Here is a 20,268-nt window from a genome sequence, read left to right as displayed (position 1 = left end):
GTACGCAGGCGCGTGGCCGCGCCATCCATCGCCCTCGAGGGGCTGAGCGTGGGCTTTCGCTGGTGGAGGTCATGGTGGCGATGGCCGTGGGCCTCATCATCGTGCTGATCGCCACCACGATCTACGTCGAAGGCTTGCGCAACTTCGGTTTCCGCACCGGTCAGAGCGAGAACCTCGGCAACAGCCGCTACGCGCTCGGAACGCTGGACAGTGAATTCACCAAGGCGGGATATCGGCGCGACCCGACGCAGCCGATGGACGAAGCATTTCCGGCCGATGCGGCCGCGCTGGCCAATGGCTGCCAGTTCGCGGTGGGGCAAGCCATGTATGCAGTCGATGCAAGTACCTTGTGCATCCGCTATCAGCCGCGCGACAACAACGAGAAGGACTGCGCGGGTTCGGCCGCCGGCATAGCCGGTCTCAAGGCCTATGAAGCGCCGCCCGCGCCGGCCCTGGGCGCGGGGATGTTCGCCGAAAAATTCTTTCTCGATGGCGGCAAGCTCGTTTGCCAGGCTGGCAGCCAGTCCACGGACAAGCAGGAAGTGGCAGACGGCGTGCGCGGAGTGCATTTCGAGTTCGGTGTCGGCAAGGGCAGCGATTCGTTCGCCGAGCGACGTGTCGAGGAATACAAGACCGGCTTGCTGGCGAGCGATGACGTCATCCGCTCGCTGCGCTACGCGATCCTGCTGGCGAGCACCGCCGAGAAGCTGACGGGGGGCATGGACTCTTCCGCCTGCGCCAGCTGGGAAAGCGTGGGCGGTACCGCCGCCAACTGCGACACCAGCAAGGGCCAGCTCTATCAGCTTGCCAGCGGCTCCCTCACGTTGAGAAACCTGATGCCATGAGCGCACCACGTCACTTCCTGCTCACTTCGCCACGGAAGCGCCAGCGCGGGGCCGCGCTGTTCGTCGCCATGATCATGGTGCTGCTGGTGCTGGTCCTTGCCGTGGTCGGCATGCGCACCATCACGCTGGAGTCGCGCATCGCCGGCAACATGCTCGAAAGCCAGCGTCTGCAGGAAACGGCGGACGGCGCGCTGCGCGAAGGCGAGCGCATCATCCAGAAGTACGGAATATCACTGTCCAGGTGCGTCAGTGGCACGACGAATCCCGTCGATGTTGCCAAGCCTTGCTATGTCGAGGAGGCGCGCACCGACACGCTGGGCCTGAACACCTCGTTCACTGTCAAGAAGGCGGCCGACGGGTTCGCGAATCCTTACGGCTTCTGGTATCCGCGCTATGTCTCCACGGTTTGCCCCGAGGGATCAAGCGCGACGTCGGCGCTCGAGTCCGCGACCACCGGCTGCACCGAGTTCTACGAACTCAATGCCCAGGCCACTGCCAGTACCTCCGTGCAGGCCTGTGGGCCGGATGCTTATTGCCTGCGCTCCACGGTCAACCTGTTCATCAAATAAACGTCGAGGAGGGCTGTGATGGCTCGTTCCACCCGTACCAATCGCTCGCCCTTTCGCGTTTTCCACACCGTTGGCCTGTTGACCGCGGGCGCTGCCATGCTGTTCGGCCAGCACCTCGCCACCGCGCAGGATGCCGGCGACACGGGCCTGGCGCAGACGCCGCTGTTCGTGAGCGAGAGCAACCCGCCGCTCAACATGCTCGTGATGGGGCGTGACCACAAGCTCTACTACGAAGCCTACAACGATGCGTCCGACCTCAACGGCGACGGCGTGATCGACGTGGGCTACAAGCCCAACCAGATCGACTACTACGGGTATTTCAACAACAACGTCTGCTATCAGTACAGCACCGACAAGTTCACGCCATCCGCGGCCGCCACCGGCGTCAAGAGCAAGATCTGCAACGGAACCACCTGGAGCGGTGACTTCCTCAACTATCTGGCCACATCACGCATGGACGCCATCCGCCGGGTGCTCTATGGCGGCACGCGTGTGGTCGACACCGCCACCAGCACCGTTCTGCAGGGAGCCTACGTACCGCGGGACGCGCATTCATGGGGCAAATCCTACGATCCCGCACGCGACGGTACGGTCTACAACATCAGCGACTACGCGCCGCTGACCCAGCCGGCGCGCGGGACCCGTCATCTCTTCGCAGTGACGACCCTGGGGGAGAGCGACGACAACGCGATCCCGCGACTGCGGGTCCTCAACGATTCGAAGTTTCAGATCTGGGACTGGGTCTCCAAGGAAGGCACGGCGGGGCAGGACCTTTGTTCCGGCGGGGTGGCGTGCGCCGCGAGCGCCGGTTCGTCATTCGACATGGTGCCCAGCACCTCGTTCCGCAATCTGACCATCACGACATGGAGAAGGACATCCGGGGCGTCGATGCCGGGGGACGTGAACCAGATGAACACCGCATTCAACAGCAGCAATACGCCTGACAGCCGGAAGTGCGGGACGGGTTCCATTGCCGCGATCAACATCACGGGCGGCAACAACAATCCCTTCGCCGGAACCAACAGTTGCACGCACGAGAACTATCAGACCCTGATCACGGGGGAGATTTACATTCCCGCGGCAGGGGCATACACCTTCGGCGTCGATGGCGACGACGCGGTGGACGTGACTTTCGGAGACGGTGCGACCGCCCCGGACAACACCCTGACCAACAGCGCGAGCTGGTATGGCGGTCATGGCAGCAATCGTGGCCAGGACATGCTGCAGAACCATTCCCAGCAGTACAACTTCAGCTCGGCGGGCTGGAAGGCCGTCAAGTTTCGGCACGTGGAAGGCTCAGGGGACGACAACTGGGGCCTGGCCCTGAAGGCCACATGGCCCGCCAGCGCCATCACGACCTACAAGGTTCGGGTGGAAGCCTGTTCCAGCACCAATGCGGCCCTGCGCGAGGCCAGTTGCAAGTCCTACCCGAACAGTGGCGGAACCGCTATCTTCAAGCCCACCGGCCTGCTGCACGACTTCGGCGAGAACAACAAGATGTACTTCGGCCTGCTCACGGGCTCGTACCAGAAGAACATCGCGGGCGGCATTCTGCGGCGCAATGTGAGCAGCTTCGCCGACGAGGTGAATCCGCAGACGGGCCAGTACAAGACCGAGGTCGCAGGCGTCGTGACCAACATCGACCGCCTGCGCCTGATCGGCTTCAATGGCAGCACCTACGACAATTGCGGGTGGATCACCGACGGCCCCATCAGCGCCAAGACGGATCCTTCGATCTGCGCAATGTGGGGCAATCCGGTGGGCGAGATGATGTTCGAGACGCTGCGCTACTTCGGTGGGGCGTCCGGCGCGCACGCCGTTTACGACTACGGCAGCGGTGCCAAGGACAGCGCGAGTCCGTTGAACCTGTCGAAGCCCGCCTGGATCTCGCCCTACGCGGCCAAACCCAATGGCGGCGGCTACCAGCGTTGCGCCAAGCCCGTGATGACGGTCGTCAGCGACATCAACCCTTCCTACGACACCAAGATCCCGGGCAGCCGCTTCTCGACCGTCGACGTCAATGCGAACGCGCTGACCAACTTCAATGTCGCGAACGAGGTGCAGGCCATCGGCACTGCTGAAGGCATCAACGGCAAGAACTTCTTCATCGGACAGTCGAATGCGTCCAACGCGAACGGCGCGCCTTCGGTGAAGACCATCGCCGACCTTTCCTGGGCGCGCGGCCTGTCGCCGCAGGAGCCCAGCAAGGAGGGTAGCTACTACTCCGCGGGGGTGGCGCGCTACGCAGCCACGAACTCCGTCTTTGGCGTGGCGACGGAAAAGAACCGCCTGATGACCTATTCGGTGGCGATCGCCTCACCGCTGCCTGAAATCCGCTTTCCGGTGGGCGGCGACAAGTACGTGACGATCTCTCCGTTCGCCAAGTCGGTGACCGGCTCCAGCATCAATCCCGCGACCTTCGCTCCGACCGACCAGATCGTGGACTATTACGTGGACCGCATTGCCAACACTGGCGCGGCGGACCAGGACGCGACCGTCAACGGCGGGCGGCCCTATGCGGAGTTCCGCATCAACTACGAGGACGTGGAGCAGGGCGCCGACCATGACATGGATGCGATCTCGCGCTACACCGTTTCCAAGCAGGCGGACGGCACCGTGAAGGTCGACATGGTGTCGGAGTACGCGGCGGGCAGCATCGGCCAGCACATGGGCTACGTGATTTCGGGCACTACTGCGGACGGCATGTACCTGGAGGTACGCGACAAAGACACGAACTCGGTCTACTACGCGCTCAACACGCCTCCCGGCAAAGCCCCCGGCTATTGCGCCAACAATTCTTCCGATGCTGCATGCGCCAATCTGCCGCTCACGGCCAGCCGTACCTTCACGCCGAGTGACAGCACGACTTCGGGCAGCTTCCTCAAGGGCCCGTTGTGGTACGCCGCCAAGTACGGGATGCCGGGGCGCGCTCCCGAATCGGTCACGGGCGATCCGGACAACTACTTCCTGGTCACCAACGCGACGACCCTGAAGGCGCAGATGACCAAGGCCTTCAACGACATCGTGCAGAACACCAATTCGGTGACGGCCGTGTCCGTGGATGCTCCCAATGGCACGATCGCCGCGGGTGCCGACCTCTATCGCACGCGCTTCGAGGCCGATGGCTGGGTCGGCGACGTGATCCGCGAACGGCTCACCGAGAACGCTTCCGGCGCCTTGAACTACGAGCGGCAGTGGAGCGCGGCGGAGAAGCTGTCCACGCGCTCGTCCACCTCCTTGGCGGCACGCAAGATTCTGTATGCCGCCTCCGGTACCACCACGCCGACGCTGCGGCCCTTCACCTTCACCGACATCAGCGCCCAGACGGCCGACGCGGCATGGATCACCGCGCTCAACAAGGATCCTGCCAGCAGCACCGGGCAATCCGACGGCAAGGCCGCGCAGCGCATTGCCTTCTTCCGCGGCGAGAACAACACGCTGCGCGTTCGCAAGTACTTGCCCAATAGCACCACGACCTTCAATCTGCTGGGCGATATCGTGAATTCCTCGCCGCTGCGCGTGAAGGGCGCGCTCTACCGGGCCGCGGCCGCTGATGTGCTCGAAGGCACTGGCAGTGATTACACGGCTTTCACCACCGGCCAGGCCAGCCAGCCCGAAATGATCTACGTGGGCGCCAATGACGGCATGTTCCATGCCTTCCGCGCCGCGACCGGGGAGGAGGAGTTCGCCTTCGTTCCCACGGCCGTGCGCGACACTCTGAATACGCTCACCGCGCCCGATTACGGCAAGAAGGACGGCACGCCTCATCGCTACTACGTCGACGGTACGCCCGTGGCTTCTGACGTGTTCTTCGGCGGAGCGTGGCACAAAGTGTTGATCGGCAGCCTGGGTGCGGGCGGCAGAGGAGTCTTCGCGCTGGACGTCACCAATCCCACGTCACCTCAGTTGCTGTGGGAGTTCAACGGATCCAACAACGATACCGAGCGGCAGAACATGGGCTATTCGCTGCCGCAGCCGACCATTGCGCGCCTCAACGATCCCGCGACCGGCAAGGGAAAGTGGGTCGCGCTCGTGCCTGGCGGCTATCAGGCAGGCAACAGCACCGCGGGCGGCGGCGGTGCCAGCCTGTTCGTGCTGGATATATCTAACGGCACCATACTGCGTCGCTTCGACATGGATGGCGGCATGACGGCCGATGAGTTGACGGCCTCGCTGCCTCTGGGCAACGGCCTGTCGCGTGTCTCTGCGGTGGACAGCAATCGCGACGGCAAGGTGGACGTGGGCTACGCTGGCGATCTGGCAGGCAATGTCTGGCGCTTCGACATGAGGAGCGGCGACATCTCGGCATGGACAGTGGCGAAGTTCTTCACGGCCAAGGATGCGAGCGACAAACGCCAGGCAATCACGGCGGCACCGTATGTGGTGCGGCACCCCACGGGCAAGGGCGATCTCGTGATCTTCGGTACCGGTCGCCTGCTCACGGCCAGCGACAAGAGCAGCACGCAGAAGCAGACCGTGTACGGCATCTGGGATCGTTACAGCGGCGTGGCCCCGCCCTCGGCCTTGCCGACGGCGGACAAGGGTCGAAGTAACCTGCAGAGTCAGACGTTCACAGAACTGGTCGCCGATTCCGGTAGCTTCGGGCTGAGCAACAACACCGTGCAGTGGTATGCGACCAATGCCAGCGGCACGAGAGACCAGGACGTCCTGAAGTGGGGCTGGGTACTGGATCTGCCGCGCAACGGGGAGAAGGTCGTCTACGACATGACGCTGTATGGCAATGGACTGTTCCTGTCGTCGGTGCGGACCAATGACGACCCGTGCGCGGCCGGCATGGGGGGCACGCTCTATGCTGTCGATCCGAACGGTGGGGGCAGCACCAAGTACATCGTGTTCGACATGAACGGCGACGGGGTTTTCAACAACTCCGACTACGTGGGCGGTCGCCAGCCCAACGGCATCGAAACCGGGGCTGGCAAGCAGACCATACGCGGGGGGTACACCTTCGATCCGGGCGGCGGCGGGAAGCAGGTCAACCACGGCCTGCAGTTCGGCCGCCAGAGCTGGCGCAGGCAGCCGCCGAATTGATGGATTAGGCCCCGCGACGCGCGAGGACGGGGGCCGGCTCAAGGCCGCTGCCCTTGCGCGTCGCGAGCCCGGAAGCAAGATGCAAGGAGAACGCAGTGCGCAATGCTGAAAAGGGGTTCACGCTGATCGAGTTGATGATCACCGTGGCGATCGTCGCCATCCTGGCGGCGATTGCCTATCCGTCGTATACGGAGTACGTGATGCGTTCCCGTCGCGTTGAAGGCCAAAACCTGCTCAACGACGCTGCGGCGCGGCAGGAGCGATTCCGGGCGCAGAACGGTCGATACACCGATGACGTGTCTAAGCTCAAACTCCCCTATGGAAATGGAAGCGCATCGGAACATGGCTACTACGCATTGAGCACGAATACCGCAGCGGACGGCAGTAGTTTTACGTTGAAAGCGCAACGCAGTGGTGTGCAGCAAGCTGATGGCAAGTGCGGCGATTTCACCTTGGACGACAAGGGCGTCAAGGACATCGCGGCCGGCACGCCGGGCACCGCGGCGCTGTGTTGGCGCTGAGCCCGCTCCAAGGGTAACTCGACGCTTCGGAGCGGATTAGGGGTAACAATCGGCGCGGGAATGACATCCAGCGCTGCCTTCATCGACCGCTCCACCCTCTGCGCGAACCTCGTCGCGCTGTCGCTTCTCTGTCCGCTGGTCGCAGGCCCGTCCGCCAACCTCTGGCAACTGCTCTGCGCCGGGATGTGCGCCGCGCTTTTCATGCTGGTCGCGTCGAGCGGCGGACGCAACGCCATCGCGCGCGCAACAGTCTGGGGCCTGCTCGTTGCGGGCGCCCTCAACGCTGTCCTCGGCCTGCTCCAGTACTACGACCTCGCCGAATTCATCTTCCCCTGGATCACCTCTCCTGGGCCAGGCCGTGCCTGGGGCACGCTGCGCCAGCGCAACCAGTTCGCCACGCTCATCGGCCTGGCGATGGTTGCGTCTCTGTGGGTGTATGCGACCAGTGACTCGCGGCGCATGCGGATCGGCCTGGCGGCGGCGATGGTGCTGCTGATCGCCGCGAACGCCGCTTCGGGCTCCCGCACGGGCTTGCTCCAACTCGCGCTGATTGCCGGCGCGGTGGCCTGGATGGCATGGCAGGAGCGTCGTCGAGCGTCGCCAATCAATCACCTGCCCCCAGCCTCGGCGCTACTGGCAATGCTCCCTCTCTATTTCGCCCTGAACTGGCTGCTCCCTCGCCTCGCAGCCATCGGCAGCAGCGGCAAGGCTACCGCCTCAGCCGGCGCCCTGGTCCAACGCCTCCAACCCACCGCCCTCGGCAACGAAAGCCGTCTCACCCTCTGGCACAACGTTCTCTCCCTGATCGCCGAGCGCCCGTTCACGGGTTGGGGCTGGGGCGAGCTGAGCTACGCACACTTCATGGCCGTCTACCCGGGCCCGCGTTTCCCGGTGCTCCTCGACAACGCCCACAACCTCCCCCTGCATCTCGCAGTCGAACTCGGCATCCCCGCCGCCGTGTTGATCTGCGGCGGCTTCCTCTGGCTGGTGATCTCCGCCCGCCCCTGGCGCGAGCGCGACCCGAACCGGCTCATGGCCTGGGGCCTGCTGGCCGTCATCCTCGTGCACAGCCTGCTCGAGTACCCGCTGTGGTACGGCCCCTTCCAGCTGGTCTTCGGCCTGTGCCTGGGCATGCTGTGGCCCGCGCGCGCCAGCGGCGATCGAGCGTCGCCGCCATCGAAGAAGACAAAGGCATGGCTCCCCGACGGCCGAAAGCTCTCGGCCTTGGCGAGCCTCGCCCTGCTCTCGTTCGTCGTCTACGCCGCCTGGGACTACACCCGCATCAGCCAGATCTACCTGCCGCGCGACGAACGCCTGCCGCCCTGGCAGGACGACACGCTCGCCAAGGTCCGGGATTCCTGGCTGTTCGCGCGCCAGGTCGATTTCGCCGAATTGACGCTGACGCCGGTCACGCACGAGAACGCGGCGCGGATGCATGCGCTCGCCGAGCGGACGCTGCATTTCTCGCCGGAGCCGCGCGTGATCGTCAAGCTGATCGAGAGCGCCGAGCTCTCGGGCCGCGAGGACGAAGCGCGCCTGATCGCCGAGCGCTTCAGGGCGGCCTTCCCGCGCGACTACGCGCGCTGGCTCCAGCAGAACCCCGTCGAGGCGGTGCCGGCTCCCTAGGCCGCTGGCGCGGCAGTCCAGCTCCCCGACTTCCCGCCATGCTTCTCCACCACATGCACCCCGGTGACGGTCATCCCCCGGTCCACCGCCTTGCACATGTCGTACACGGTCAGGAGCGCGATCTGCACGGCGGTCAGCGCCTCCATCTCGACGCCGGTCGGCCCAACGGTCTCGACCGTGGCGGTGCATTGCACATGCGACGTCGCGTCGCCGGCATCCGACAGCGCGAGGTCGACCGCCAACCGGGTGATGGCCAGCGGATGGCACAGCGGGATCAGGTCGCTGGTCTTCTTGGCGGCCTGGATGCCGGCGATGCGCGCGATGCCGAGCACGTCGCCCTTCTTCGCGCTACCCGAGGCGATCAGCGCCAGGGTCTCGGGCCGCATCTCGATGCGGCCGGTGGCCACGGCCACGCGATGGGTGGCGGGCTTGGCGGCGACGTCGACCATGTGGGCCTGGCCCTGGGCGTCGAAATGGGTGAGTGAGCTCATGGTGAACGTTCAAGAGGGAGGTGCATCATACGAGCCCGAGTTCTGGACAAGCCATGCCACGCTGGACCCCACCCCCTCGCAAGAAACGACCCTTCGTCCCCACCCTGCGGACGGTTTGCGCTAGCGTTTTAATAGCGTCCCAGGTGCTGATGCCGCCGCTGGCGCGCGCGCAATTGCTGCCGGGGCTCGGCGACGGCGGCGAGATGACGGCGACCGCCGAGCGCCACCTGGGCGACCAGATCGCGCGCGAGCTCTACCGCGACACCGACTACATCGACGACCCGGTGATCGCCGACTACGTGCAGGAGATCTGGCAGCGCCTGCTGGCGGCGGCGCGGGTGCGCGGCGAACTCACGCCCGAACTCGACGAGCGCTATGCCTGGGTGGTGATGCTGGGGCGCGATCGCAACATCAACGCCTTCGCGTTGCCGGGCGGCTACCTCGGGCTCAACCTCGGGCTGGTGGCGGCGGTGGGCAGCCGCGACGAACTCGCCACGGTGCTCGGGCACGAGCTGTCGCACGTCACGCAGCGGCACATCGCCCGCATGATGGACAAGCAGAACAAGCAGTTCCCGCTGATGCTCGCGGGCCTGATCCTCGGCATGATCGCTGCGGGCAAGAGCCGCAGCGGCGGCGACGCGGGCCAGGCGATGGTCCTGGGCAGCCAGGCGGCGTTCATGCAGAACCAGCTGAATTTCTCGCGCGACATGGAGCGCGAGGCCGACCGCGTGGGCTTCGGCGTGATGACGCAGGCCGGCTTCGCGCCGCAGGGCGCGGCCACGATGTTCGAGAAGCTGCAGTACGCCTCGCGGCTCAACGACAACGGCTCCTTCCCCTATCTGCGCAGCCATCCGCTGACGACCGAGCGCATCTCCGACATGCAGGGCCGCTTCCAGTTCCGCATGGACACGGTGCCGCCGCCGGTGCTGCTGATGGACCATGCGATGGTCTCCTCGCGCGCGCGCGTGCTGACGCGCCCCGGCGTCGACGTGCTGCGGCAATGGGTCGACGCGGCCTCGGCCGGCGAGTTCGCCAAGAGCACGCCGGCCCAGCAGGCGGGCACGCTCTACGCGGCGGCGCTGTCGGCCAAGGAGTTGCGCGATTACAAGGCGGCGCGCGCGCTGGCGCAGCGGCTGGTCGAGCGCACGGCGGAAGACGTTCCGGCCGCGCGTCAGGCGCGCTGGCTGCAGGCCGAGATCGAACTGGCGGCCGGCGGCGCTGGCGTGGCCAAGGCGGCCTCGCTGCTCGACGGCAAGGCCAAGTCGCGGCCCGAGATGCTGCTGGCGGCCGATGTCGCGGTGGCGAGCCGCCAACCCGCGCCGATGATCCCGGTGCTGCGCGACTGGGTGGCGGCGAATCCGCGCGATGCCACGGCCTGGCGCACGCTGGCCAATCTCTACGGCGCGCAGAACGACACGCTGCATGCGGTGCGCGCGGACGCCGAGTCGAACGTGGCGATCCTCGACTACCCGGCCGCGCGCGACCGTTTCAAGGCGGCGCAGGAACTGATCCGCCAGAGCCAGAGCGGCCGACCGGGCGCGGTGCCGATCGACCACTTCGAGGCGTCGATCATCGACACCCGCGCGCGCGAGATCGAGGTGCTGGTGAAGCGGCAGGCCGAGGAGCCGGCGCTGCGTTGAGCCAGGGGTGGCGGATCAGCGGCGCGTCAGCAGCCCGCCGAGCGCGCTCTCGATCAGCAGGCTGAGCACCGAGTAGAGCAGCGAACCCACCAGCGCGGCGAGGAAGCCGTTGACGTGGAAGCCCGCCAGCAGGCCGGACGCGGCCCAGAACATCAGCGCATTGATCACGAACAGGAACAGCCCGAGCGTGACGATGGTGACCGGCAGCGTGAGCACCACCAGCACCGGGCGCACGATCATGTTGAGCAGGCCGATGACCACGGCCGCGATCAGCGCCGAGCCGAAACTGCTGACCTGGACGCCGCTGTAGAGGTAGGCCACCGCGAGCAGCGCCACCGCGCTGAGCAGCCATTTGAGGAGGATGCGCATGCGGCCCAGGATACCGCAGCGCCGGGGCGGCGGCGAGACGGACATGCCCGCGAACCCGCGTGGGACGGGGCGTCGGCACTGCGATGCCCATCGGCATGGCACAAAAAAAACGGCTCCCGAAGGAGCCGTCGTCTGAGCGGGAAGGCGCGGCGCTGACGCCGCGGTCCTCTTACTCGGCCAGTTCGTTCGCCAACACCAGCAGCGCGCCCATGCCCATCACGGCACCGGGAAAGGCCCAGCCTTGCTGGCCGGCCGGCTTCTGCTCGGGCGTGACCGGCTCGAGGTCCACGCCGACCTTGGGACGGCGGGCGTCGACCACGTGGACGGCCATGTGCTCGCGCTTGAGCTGCTGCGTGAGTTCGGTCAGCGGACCCTTGGCCAGCACGGCCGTGACCTGCCCCCCATTGCGCTCCAGCAGCGGCAGCAGCTGCGCCTGCAGCTTGCTGAACCACTTCGCACGCCAGTTCTCGCGTGCGCTGTGGCTCACCCACTTGCTGATGCGATGCGTCATGCGCGGCGCGCAGGCCACGAGCACCCAGTGACGCGCCACGACGGTGTCGGCGTCCGGCGCCAGTTCGGCGAACTGTTCGCAGGCGTAGACGGCGTCGTCGACGTAAAGAATGATCTTTTCCATAGGGTGCTCCTTCAGGTAGTTAGAGTGGCAGAGACGGGTCGAAATGGATAGGGGACTTTCGTGGGACGGGCAGCGGGCTCAGCTCGCGGTGGCCGGCGTCGATGCCTTGGCGCGAGCCTGGCGTGCAGCCACCCACTTGCCGATGGCCAGCACGAGCAGTGCGCCGATGATGCCGGAGGCGTACTTCACGACATCGGTCTGCGGCAGCTTCGGCACCCAGGTCCAGGCGGCGGGGTTGACCACGGCGGGGTCGGACACGGCCATGGTGCCGGCGATCCAGCCCAGCAGCATGCCGCCGAGCGTGATGATCATCGGGAAGCGGTCCATCAGCTTGATCACGAGCTGGCTGCCCCAGACGATGATCGGGATGCTCACGAGCAGGCCGAAGATCACGAGCGGCATCTGGTGGCCTTCGCCGGCGCCTTGGGCGGCACCCGCGATGGCGATCACGTTGTCGACGCTCATCACGAGGTCGGCAATGATCACGGTCTTGACGGCACCCCAGAGCCTGTCGCTGCCGGCGATGTTGCCGTGCGCGTCGTCATGCTCGGGCGCCAGCAGCTTGACGCCGATCCACAGCAGCAGGATCGCGCCCACGAGCTTCAGGAACGGAATGGCCAGCAGGGTCAGCGCGAAGAAGATCAGGATCACGCGCAGCAGGATGGCGCCGGCGGTGCCCCACAGGATGCCCTGCGTGCGCTGGGCCGGCGGCAGCTTGCGGCAGGCCAGCGCGATCACGACGGCGTTGTCGCCGCCAAGAAGGATGTCGATCATGATGATCTGACCGACGGCGACCCAGAATTCCGGGGTCATGAACTGTTCCATAGTTTCCTCTGTGTCTTGTGACCGTCCCGCCCCACCGTTGCGTGGTGGCCGCGGGCATGGCACATGCGATGCGTTTCGATTCATCCCGGGCGGGCTGATCGAAGCGAGGAAATGAAACCGGGTGACACCGGGGGATCCAACGACGCTTCGACCAAACCTGCACAGGTTCAAATCGAAGGTCTGGCTCGGCATGCGCACGGCCGTTCGCCGACATGCGCAATGCCCGACAGGCCGGAAGTGTTGTGCTTCGTATTGACGACCTGGCGATGTCCGTCGTGGGTGCGACGGCCGGGAGCTACTCCCCTTCGTGGGCGCGATTAGAGCATCGGCGCTCGCGCGCTGGCAACCGAAAGTTTCAAGCCTTCAAAAGGAAGGCGCTCAAAACCTGCATCGCAGCAAGGTCTATTGCTACAGGTTTGGTAGCAAAGATAACCTTCGGCGGTCTCGGGACATTGGCGGACTATGATCGCCCGCCCTGCCGATCTTTCTGCGTTCATGGCCGCCATCCACATCACCGACATCGAGGCCGCCATCAATCACTGGCGCGAGAAGAGCCCCTCGCCCGATGGCGTCACGCTCGCGCCCGAGCTGCGCGCGCTGGCCGAGGTCTATGCGCTCATGGTCTACCACCACGAGGACGAGGTCGACGAGGTCGGCTTCCCGGCCAAGGCCTGGGCCGCCTGGCTGGACTGGTACCAGAGCACGCCCGACACCCCCTGCATCGCGATCTGCTCCACCAGCCAGGGCGACGACCAGTGCAAGGGCTGCGGGCGCAGCTTCGACGAGGTGCAGCACTGGCCCGCGATGACGCCGGCCGAGAAGCGCGTCACCTGGCGCCGCATCACCATGGAGGATTCGGCCTGGCGCTTCAACCGCTATGCCGAGCGCGCGCGCGAGGCCGAGCCGCCGAAGTGGCCCGACGAGCCGGACGATCCCGCCGTGCCCACCGGGCCCGAAGACGCGAACTGAGCGGCCGGCCCCATGCGTCGCCTCGCGCAAGCGCCCAACCTCGCCATCGCGACGCTGTGGGTGCACGCGCTGCGCGAGGACGGCGTGGCCGCGACGGTGCAGCGCGAATACCTGGGCGCGGCGGCCGGCCAGCTGCCGCCCGACCAGTGCCTGCCCGAGATCTGGATCGACGACGAAAGCCAGTTCGAGCTCGCCCAGCGGCTGCTGCATGCGCTGCAGCATCGGCCGCAGCGCAGCTGGCAGTGCGTCTGCGGCGAGCGGATCGAGGGCGGCTTCGAGCAGTGCTGGCAGTGCGGCGAGATGATGCCGCCCTGAAGCCCCTGCGTTATTTCCAGCGCAGCAGCTCGATGTCGACGCTGTTCGCGCCATCGCCGAGCGTCAGCGTGTTCTCCTGGATCGTCGCCTGCAGCTGCATCGAGCGCTGTGCCAGCGCCGCGAGCGCCTGCGAGGCGGCGGTGGGCACGCGGTAGACGCGCAGGTTCTGCGGCCGCGAGAGCTTGTTCTCGATGCCGCGCCACCAGATCTCGGCCGCGTGGTTGAAGCAGTAGACGATCACCTGGTCGGCCTTGCCGCAGGCCTTGATGACCGGCTTGTCCTCGGGCTGGCCGACCTCGATCCACAGCCGGGTCTGACCCGTGAAGTCGCGCAGCCAGACATCGGGTTCGTCCACGTTCGACAGGCCGGCGCCGAAGGCCAGCGTGCCGTCGCCCTTGCAGATGTCCTGCAGCTGGTGTGCGTTGAGCGCCAGCGCGACCAGGCGGATCATCATCCGCTCGTCGGTCTCGCTCGGATGGCGCGCCAGCGTGAGCGCGTGGTCGGCGTAGTAGCCGTGGTCGATGTCGGCCACCGCGAGGTTGGCCTTGAAGATGGTGGATTTGAGCGCCATGGGTGCGCGAGTGTATGCGCGCGCTCCCGGGCCGGCGCCGGCCCCGGGAGATGCCCGCCGGCCGATCAGTAGGCGACCGAGGCCTGCAGGTACACGGTGCGCGGCTGGCCCACGTACTTGCCGCCGTTGTTGTCCACCGAGCGGTTGAAGTAGCGGCGGTCGAACAGGTTCTTCACGCCCACGGCCAGCTTGAGGTTGCGCATCGTCGGGCCGAAGTCGTAGCCCGCGCGCACGTTCATCACCGCGTAGCCGGGGATGTTGCCCAGGCGGCCGGTGCTGTCCTCGAGCGTGACGTAGCGCGCATTGGTGTCGGGCGAGCCCGGCGAGCGCTGCTTCGACTGCGCGTACACATCGGCGTTGAAGGTCCACGGGCCGCGCTCGTAGCGCGCGCCCAGCGTGGCCACCTGGCGCGAGTAGAACGGCAGGTCGCGGCCCGCGAAGGCGCCGGCCTTCTGGATCGCCTGCGTGTAGGTGTAGGTCGCCGACACCGACAGCCCCTTGAGGGCCGGGCTCAGGTCGCCGAGCTCGTAGCGCAGCGCCGACTCCAGGCCGCGGTGGCGCGTGGCGCCCAGGTCGGTCCACTGGCCGACGTCGCCGGTGATCGAGCGAGCGAGCTGCAGTTCCTTGTCGAAGTTGATGTTGAACAGCGTGAGCTCCGAGCTCCAGGCCTCGCCCTTGTAGTGCGTGCCGATCTCATAGGTCTTCGCCTTCTCGGGATGCAGGCCATCGGTGGACTGGGCGAGCTGCGCGTACTGCTGCGGCCCGAAGGACACGCCGGCGTTCGCGAACAGCGACCAGCGCTCGTTCATGCGGTACATCACCGACACGGTCGGCAGCCATTCGTTGGAATCGATCTTCGGCGCGATCACGCTGGTGATGCGGCCGTTGGTCAGGCCCACCACGTCGTTGTGCGAGCGGATCGCCTCGTAGCGCACGCCGGGCGTCACGGTCCAGTTGCCGAAGTCGATGCGGTCGTCGATGTAGAAGGCGTTGGCGGTGGTGCCGCCGGCGCTGGTCTGGTAGGCCGGCTGGGCCAGCGTGCTGGCGTCGAAGCCGAGGCGCGGGCGGTAGTAGCTGCTGCGCGTGGCCACCTCGGAGCTGGCCTCCTTGAGGTAGCGGTAGCCCACGCTGACTTCCTGCACCACGCTGCCCGAGTCGATCAGGCGCGAGTAGCGCGGCTCGATCGCGAAGGTGTGGTACTCGCGTGGCGCGGCGGTCAGGCGGCGCTGGTTGGCGCTGCTGCCCGTGCCTTCCTGCTCGAGGTGGCTGCCGCGGAACGAGTCGGTGTAGTAGGTCAGCAGCTCGAACTTGTTGATGCCGTCGTTGTGCGTGTAGCGCAGCGAGCCGTCGGTGCGCCGTCCGGTGAACTCGTCGAAGGGACGGTCCGACTGGAACGGGTTCAGCGCGTACTGCGCCGTCGTCAGGCCGCCCGGCATGCGGCCCTGGCCTTCGAAGTGGTGCAGCGCCACCGCGATGTCGTCGGTCTTCGAGAAACGGTAGCTGCCCTTGAGCATCACGTCGTCGATGTTCGTCTTGTCGTTGCTCTGGCGGAAGCCTTCGCCGTGCGTGCCCGAGTACAGCAGCGCCAGGCCCAGGCCCTTGTCGTTGGTGCCGCCGACGAACACGCTGGGCGTCGACTTGGTGCCGCCGCCATGGCCCGCGCTCTCCACGCCGATGCTGGCCTCGGCGGCGAACTTCTCGGGGATCGAGCGCGTCACGAAGTTGATGATGCCGCCCACGTTCTGCGGTCCGAAGCGCACCGAGCCCGCGCCGCGCACCACGTCCACGGTCTCGATGTTGCCCAGCGACAGCGGCGCCAGCGACAGCTGCGGCTGGCCGTAGGGCGCGTAGGCCAGCGGCACGCCGTCCATCAGGATGGTGGAGCGCGGCGACAGGCGCGAGGTCAGGCCGCGCACGCCGACGTTCAGCGAGATGTCGCTGCCGCCGGTGCCGTTGCTCTCCTGTACCTGCACGCCGGGGATCTGGCGCAGCACGTCGCGCACGCTCGACGAGCCGCTCTCGCGGATCTGGCGCTGCTCGACGATGGTCCGCGCGCCGGGATGCTCGACGACCTTCTTCTCGGTCGGGCTGCCGAGCCAGTCACCGGTGACGGTGATGGCCTCGAGCGCCTTGCCGTCGGCGCCCGCGGGCGCATCGCCCTCGGCGGCGAAGCCGGGCAGGCTCAGGGGAAGCAGGGCCATCGCGATGGCGGTGCGTTGGAAGGGGGACACGGGAACTCCTCGGGTTTTTGAAATTGAAGAAGGAACGGGCGGGCGTGGGGCGCGTCGTTCGGGCAGGCCGGCGTCGTCGCGCCGTCGTCGAATCGCCTGGCGTGGGGCTCAGGACGAGGGGCGCGCGACCGCGGCGCTGCGCCTGGCCGCCTCGGCGGCCGTGCGGCGGCGCCGCCACCAGAGCCAGATGCCGCTGAAGCCCAGGCCACCGAGCGCGAGGCCCAGCAGCGCGGTCACGATCTCGTGGACCACGCCGCCGAGCTCGCCGGTGTGCAGCGGGAAGATCACCGCCACCGAGCCGTTGCCGGCATCGAGCTCCTGCCACTTGCGCGCGGCCAGCACCTCGCCCGTGACCGGGTGGAGCCAGGCCGAGCTGATGCCGTTGGGATGCGGGTCGTCGGGCAGCTTGAAGCGAACGCGCACGGGCCGGTCGGCCTTGCCGGGCACCGCCACGTAGCCGATCGGCTGGCCCGGATGGACCTGCTGCGCGCGCGCCACGAGCTCGTCCAGCGGCAGGCGCGGGCCGTGCGCCGAGCCCTTGGCGATCGTCGGCGGCTTGACCGGCTTCTGCCCCATGGCGGCGGAGATGAAATCGCCCAGCGGTCGCCAGGCCATGTAGGCGCCCGTGGCGACCGACACCGCGATCAGCAGGCCGAGCACCGCGCCGCCCGTGCGGTGCAGGTCGAACAGCCCGCGCAGCAGGCCGCGGTTCAGCACGATGCGCAGCGAGGGCGGCCAGCGCGTCGGCCACCACAGCACCAGGCCCGTCACCAGCAGCACCAGGTAGGACAGCGCGACGAAGGCCAGGATGCCCTTGCCGGTGCTGTCGAGCAGCAGGCTGTTGTGGATCTTGTAGATCAGGTTGTAGGCACCTTCCTGGGTGCCGCGCCGGCCCTGTTCGGCACCGGTGAAGGGGTCGAGGTAGACCGTGCCGTCCCAGCTGCCGCGCACCAGCACCCAATAGCTGTCGCCGGGCTGGCGCGGCGGGCGCAGGGTCAGGTTGGTGTCGGGGCCGAACTCGGCCAGCAGGCGCTGGCGCAGCGGTTCCAGCGGCAGCCGCGTCGCGGTGGCGTCGCCGGCCGTGCGCGCGACGAAGAGTTCAGGATGGGCCTGGCGGTCGAGCGGTTGGCCCACGACCAGTGCCGCGCCGAGCAGGGCGGTGACGGCGAGGATCGGGCCGAGCGTGAGGCCGACCCAGCGGTGGATCTTGAGCCAGAGACGTCGCAGGGAAGCGCGCAGCATGGACAACGGGGACGCCGAGGCGTCCCGCACGGAAGTGTTGCTGGCTGGCGCACGGCCGGCATGCGGCGTGCGTTGGCTAGGAAATTGGAAGGAAACCGGAAAGGGCGATCGAAACGAATCGGCCGCCCTCGGACGGCTTCAGGCGGCCTCAGCGAGCGAACCAACCGCTTAGAAAAGAGGTTGGTGCATCGATGCACAGGGCGTCAGATTCTACCGGCGAGTTCGGCCGCCTTGCCCACGTAGCTGGCCGGTGTCATGGCCAGCAGGCGGGCTTTTTCCTCTTCGGGAATCGCGAGCGAACGGATCAGGCCATGCAGCGCCTCGGCCGTCACGGTCTGGCCGCGCGTCACTTCCTTGAGCTGCTCGTAGGCGCCCTGCACGCCGAAGCGGCGCATCACGGTCTGGATCGGCTCGGCCAGCACTTCCCACGAGGCGTCGAGGTCGGCCGCGAGCGCGTCGCGGTTGAGCTCGAGCTTGCCCAGGCCGGTGGCCAGGCTCGCATAGGCCAGGGTCGCGTAGCCGAAGGCCACGCCGATGTTGCGCAGCACCGTGCTGTCGGTCAGGTCGCGCTGCCAGCGGCTGATCGGCAGCTTCTCGCTCAGGTGGCGCAGCAGTGCGTTGGCCAGGCCCAGGTTGCCCTCGGCGTTCTCGAAGTCGATCGGGTTGACCTTGTGCGGCATGGTCGAGGAGCCGATCTCGCCCTTCTTGAGCCGCTGCTTGAAGTAGCCCAGGCTCACGTAGCCCCAGACGTCGCGCGAGAAGTCGACCAGGATGGTGTTGGCGCGCGCCACGGCATCGAACAGCTCGGCCATGTAGTCGTGGGGCTCGATCTGGATGCTGTAGGGCTGGAAGCTCAGGCCCAGGCCCAGCGGCGCCGGGGTTTCGACGACCTTGCGGCTGAAAGCCTCCCAGTCGAAGTCGGGCCAGGCCGCGAGGTGGGCGTTGTAGTTGCCGACCGCGCCGTTCATCTTGCCCAGGAGCTGCACCGAGGCGATCTGCGCGCGCGCCTTCGACAGCCGCACCGCCACGTTGGCGATCTCCTTGCCGACCGTGGTCGGGCTGGCGGTCTGGCCGTGGGTGCGCGAGAGCATCGACACGTCGGCGAACTGGTGCGCCATCTCGCGCAGCTTGGCGATCAGGCCGTCGATCGCGGGCAGCAGCACGGTGTCGCGCGAGGCCTGGATCTGCAGGGCGTGGCTGGTGTTGTTGATGTCCTCGCTGGTGCAGGCGAAGTGCACGAACTCGGCCGCGGCCAGCAGCTCGGGGCGGGCCTCGAACTTGGACTTGATCCAGTATTCGACCGCCTTCACGTCGTGGTTGGTGGTCTTCTCGATCTCCTTGATGGCCAGCGCGTCGGCCTCGGAGAAGTGCGAGACCAGGCCCATCAGGTACTTGCGGGCGCCGCCGGTCAGGGGCTTGAATTCGGCGAAGCCGCAGTCCGACAGCGCGATGAACCACGCCACTTCGACCTGCACGCGCCGGTGCATGTAGCCCTGCTCGCTCATCAGGGGGCGCAGGGCCGCGAGTTTGGCCGCGTAACGGCCGTCCAGGGGGGAAAGGGCGGAGACGGTGGAGAAGCTCATGCCCGAATTTTAGGCGGGCCGCCCGGGGACGAACCCGGTACACCGAAAGCCGGGCTTTGGCGTTCCCCTAAAATGATTATGAACAAACGTTATCAATGTCGAGGGAGAGAGCCTTCATGAAACTGATCGGATCCGCCGCCAGTCCCTATGTGCGCAAGGTGCGCGTGGTGCTGGCCGAGAAGCGGCTCGACTACCAGTTCGTGATCGAGGACGTCTGGTCGCCCGACACGACCATCGCCAATTCGAACCCCCTGGGCAAGGTGCCGTGCCTGATCATGGAAGGCGGCGAGGCGATGTTCGACTCGCGCGTGATCGTCGAATACATCGACACCCTGTCGCCGGTCGGCAAGCTGATTCCCCAGCAGAGCCGCGAGCGCGCCGAGGTCAAGACCTGGGAGGCCCTGGCCGACGGCGTGATGGACGCCGGCGTGCTCTGGCGCCTGGAGCGCACCTGGTCCGGCCGCGCCGACGGCGAGCGCAGCGAGGCCTGGATCGACCGCCAGCGCGCCAAGGTCGAGGCCGGCGTGGCCGCCATGGCCAAGGGCCTGGGCGACAAGCCCTTCTGCAGCGGCATCCACCTGAGCCTGTCGGACATCGCGGTGGGCTGCACCCTGGGCTGGCTGAACCTGCGCTTCCCCGAGATCGAGTGGCGCGCCGAGCACGCGAACCTCGCGAAGCTCTACGACAAGCTGATGCAGCGCCCGAGCTTCATCGACACCCAGCCCTGAGCCGCTGAACGGCTTTCGCCCATGAAAAAAGCGCCGAAAGGCGCTTTTTTGCCGTCGGCC

The 20,268-nt window shown here is 66.9% G+C and carries 17 protein-coding genes; 9 read left to right on the top strand and 8 right to left on the bottom strand.

What is annotated here, in order from left to right; translation table 11 throughout:
• The first annotated feature begins 71 nt into the window (after positions 1–71).
• From R0232_RS33555 to R0232_RS33535, 5 genes are all read left to right on the top strand, one after another.
• Positions 72–845 (top strand): PilW family protein, encoded by a 774-nt coding sequence (locus R0232_RS33555; RefSeq protein WP_431510802.1) that lies wholly within the window; start codon positions 72–74, stop codon positions 843–845.
• Positions 842–1,414: a pilus assembly PilX family protein gene (locus tag R0232_RS33550; protein WP_431510801.1), complete on the top strand. Its 573-nt coding sequence runs from the start codon at positions 842–844 to the stop codon at positions 1,412–1,414. Before R0232_RS33555 ends, R0232_RS33550 begins: the two co-directional genes overlap by 4 nt.
• 18 nt (positions 1,415–1,432) lie before the next feature.
• Positions 1,433–6,463 (top strand): pilus assembly protein, encoded by a 5,031-nt coding sequence (locus R0232_RS33545; protein WP_431510800.1) that lies wholly within the window; start codon positions 1,433–1,435, stop codon positions 6,461–6,463.
• A gap of 95 nt (positions 6,464–6,558) precedes the next feature.
• Positions 6,559–6,984: a type IV pilin protein gene (locus R0232_RS33540; RefSeq protein ID WP_208513043.1), complete on the top strand. Its 426-nt coding sequence runs from the start codon at positions 6,559–6,561 to the stop codon at positions 6,982–6,984.
• 60 nt (positions 6,985–7,044) lie between these two features.
• The gene (locus R0232_RS33535) at positions 7,045–8,610 is read left to right on the top strand and encodes a PglL family O-oligosaccharyltransferase (protein ID WP_431510799.1); all 1,566 of its coding nucleotides are present in this window, start codon (positions 7,045–7,047) and stop codon (positions 8,608–8,610) included.
• Here the strand turns inward: R0232_RS33535 and moaC are convergent.
• Positions 8,607–9,101 carry a cyclic pyranopterin monophosphate synthase MoaC gene (moaC, locus tag R0232_RS33530; protein ID WP_431510798.1) on the bottom strand — a complete coding sequence of 165 codons (495 nt, stop codon included), beginning with the start codon at positions 9,099–9,101 and terminating at the stop codon, positions 8,607–8,609. The two genes, R0232_RS33535 and moaC, sit on opposite strands and share 4 nt — an antisense overlap.
• 53 nt (positions 9,102–9,154) lie before the next feature.
• Between moaC and R0232_RS33525 the strand changes: the two genes are divergently transcribed.
• A complete protein-coding gene (locus R0232_RS33525) occupies positions 9,155–10,741 on the top strand; it encodes a M48 family metalloprotease (RefSeq protein WP_431510797.1) in 1,587 nt (528 codons plus the stop codon).
• A gap of 15 nt (positions 10,742–10,756) precedes the next feature.
• On the opposite strand, the gene R0232_RS33520 is transcribed toward R0232_RS33525, so the two are convergent.
• The 3 genes from R0232_RS33520 to R0232_RS33510 form a co-directional block, all read right to left on the bottom strand.
• Entirely contained in the window at positions 10,757–11,110 is a 354-nt protein-coding gene (locus R0232_RS33520) for a phage holin family protein (RefSeq protein WP_093351452.1), read from the bottom strand.
• A gap of 169 nt (positions 11,111–11,279) precedes the next feature.
• Positions 11,280–11,744 carry a hypothetical protein gene (locus R0232_RS33515; RefSeq protein WP_208513039.1) on the bottom strand — a complete coding sequence of 155 codons (465 nt, stop codon included), beginning with the start codon at positions 11,742–11,744 and terminating at the stop codon, positions 11,280–11,282.
• A gap of 78 nt (positions 11,745–11,822) precedes the next feature.
• The gene (locus R0232_RS33510) at positions 11,823–12,569 is read right to left on the bottom strand and encodes a TerC family protein (RefSeq protein ID WP_057593682.1); all 747 of its coding nucleotides are present in this window, start codon (positions 12,567–12,569) and stop codon (positions 11,823–11,825) included.
• Between the two features lie 495 nt (positions 12,570–13,064).
• On the opposite strand from R0232_RS33510, the gene R0232_RS33505 reads away from it, so the two are divergent.
• Together R0232_RS33505 and R0232_RS33500 are read left to right on the top strand one after the other, a co-directional pair.
• Entirely contained in the window at positions 13,065–13,538 is a 474-nt protein-coding gene (locus R0232_RS33505) for a DUF3717 domain-containing protein (RefSeq protein ID WP_093351442.1), read from the top strand.
• Between the two features lie 12 nt (positions 13,539–13,550).
• Positions 13,551–13,853, top strand: a complete 303-nt coding sequence (locus tag R0232_RS33500; RefSeq protein ID WP_413762007.1) for a DUF2007 domain-containing protein — start codon at positions 13,551–13,553, stop codon at positions 13,851–13,853.
• 10 nt (positions 13,854–13,863) lie between these two features.
• Here R0232_RS33500 and R0232_RS33495 read toward each other — a convergent pair whose 3' ends face one another.
• The 4 genes from R0232_RS33495 to purB all read right to left on the bottom strand — a co-directional run bounded on the left by R0232_RS33495 (position 13,864) and on the right by purB (position 19,480).
• Positions 13,864–14,424: a YaeQ family protein gene (locus tag R0232_RS33495; protein ID WP_431510796.1), complete on the bottom strand. Its 561-nt coding sequence runs from the start codon at positions 14,422–14,424 to the stop codon at positions 13,864–13,866.
• A gap of 65 nt (positions 14,425–14,489) precedes the next feature.
• Positions 14,490–16,625 carry a TonB-dependent receptor family protein gene (locus R0232_RS33490; protein ID WP_093351436.1) on the bottom strand — a complete coding sequence of 712 codons (2,136 nt, stop codon included), beginning with the start codon at positions 16,623–16,625 and terminating at the stop codon, positions 14,490–14,492.
• Between the two features lie 138 nt (positions 16,626–16,763).
• Entirely contained in the window at positions 16,764–17,897 is a 1,134-nt protein-coding gene (locus tag R0232_RS33485) for a PepSY-associated TM helix domain-containing protein (protein WP_431510795.1), read from the bottom strand.
• A gap of 203 nt (positions 17,898–18,100) precedes the next feature.
• The gene (gene purB, locus R0232_RS33480; protein WP_057593677.1) at positions 18,101–19,480 is read right to left on the bottom strand and encodes an adenylosuccinate lyase; all 1,380 of its coding nucleotides are present in this window, start codon (positions 19,478–19,480) and stop codon (positions 18,101–18,103) included.
• Positions 19,481–19,596: 116 nt separating this feature from the next.
• On the opposite strand from purB, the gene R0232_RS33475 reads away from it, so the two are divergent.
• Positions 19,597–20,208, top strand: coding sequence for a glutathione S-transferase N-terminal domain-containing protein (locus R0232_RS33475; RefSeq protein WP_093351431.1), 612 nt, complete (start codon positions 19,597–19,599; stop codon positions 20,206–20,208).
• Positions 20,209–20,268 lie beyond the last annotated feature (60 nt).

The organism is Variovorax sp. DAIF25, assembly GCF_050711835.1.
Taxonomy (GTDB): domain Bacteria; phylum Pseudomonadota; class Gammaproteobacteria; order Burkholderiales; family Burkholderiaceae_C; genus Variovorax.
This window is presented reverse-complemented; position numbering and strand designations above follow the sequence as displayed.

Bases quoted from the DNA above. Each gene is read 5' to 3' on its own strand.
- purB (WP_057593677.1), bottom strand. From the start codon at position 19,480: ATGAGCTTCTCCACCGTCTCCGCCCTTTCCCCCCTGGACGGCCGTTAC.
- R0232_RS33500 (WP_413762007.1), top strand. From the start codon at position 13,551: ATGCGTCGCCTCGCGCAAGCGCCCAACCTCGCCATCGCGACGCTGTGG.
- R0232_RS33475 (WP_093351431.1), top strand. From the start codon at position 19,597: ATGAAACTGATCGGATCCGCCGCCAGTCCCTATGTGCGCAAGGTGCGC.
- R0232_RS33545 (WP_431510800.1), top strand. From the start codon at position 1,433: ATGGCTCGTTCCACCCGTACCAATCGCTCGCCCTTTCGCGTTTTCCAC.
- R0232_RS33495 (WP_431510796.1), bottom strand. From the start codon at position 14,424: ATGGCGCTCAAATCCACCATCTTCAAGGCCAACCTCGCGGTGGCCGAC.
- R0232_RS33510 (WP_057593682.1), bottom strand. From the start codon at position 12,569: ATGGAACAGTTCATGACCCCGGAATTCTGGGTCGCCGTCGGTCAGATC.
- R0232_RS33535 (WP_431510799.1), top strand. From the start codon at position 7,045: ATGACATCCAGCGCTGCCTTCATCGACCGCTCCACCCTCTGCGCGAAC.
- R0232_RS33490 (WP_093351436.1), bottom strand. From the start codon at position 16,625: ATGGCCCTGCTTCCCCTGAGCCTGCCCGGCTTCGCCGCCGAGGGCGAT.
- R0232_RS33550 (WP_431510801.1), top strand. From the start codon at position 842: ATGAGCGCACCACGTCACTTCCTGCTCACTTCGCCACGGAAGCGCCAG.
- R0232_RS33485 (WP_431510795.1), bottom strand. From the start codon at position 17,897: ATGCTGCGCGCTTCCCTGCGACGTCTCTGGCTCAAGATCCACCGCTGG.
- R0232_RS33555 (WP_431510802.1), top strand. From the start codon at position 72: ATGGTGGCGATGGCCGTGGGCCTCATCATCGTGCTGATCGCCACCACG.
- R0232_RS33525 (WP_431510797.1), top strand. From the start codon at position 9,155: ATGCCACGCTGGACCCCACCCCCTCGCAAGAAACGACCCTTCGTCCCC.
- R0232_RS33520 (WP_093351452.1), bottom strand. From the start codon at position 11,110: ATGCGCATCCTCCTCAAATGGCTGCTCAGCGCGGTGGCGCTGCTCGCG.
- R0232_RS33515 (WP_208513039.1), bottom strand. From the start codon at position 11,744: ATGGAAAAGATCATTCTTTACGTCGACGACGCCGTCTACGCCTGCGAA.
- R0232_RS33505 (WP_093351442.1), top strand. From the start codon at position 13,065: ATGGCCGCCATCCACATCACCGACATCGAGGCCGCCATCAATCACTGG.
- moaC (WP_431510798.1), bottom strand. From the start codon at position 9,101: ATGAGCTCACTCACCCATTTCGACGCCCAGGGCCAGGCCCACATGGTC.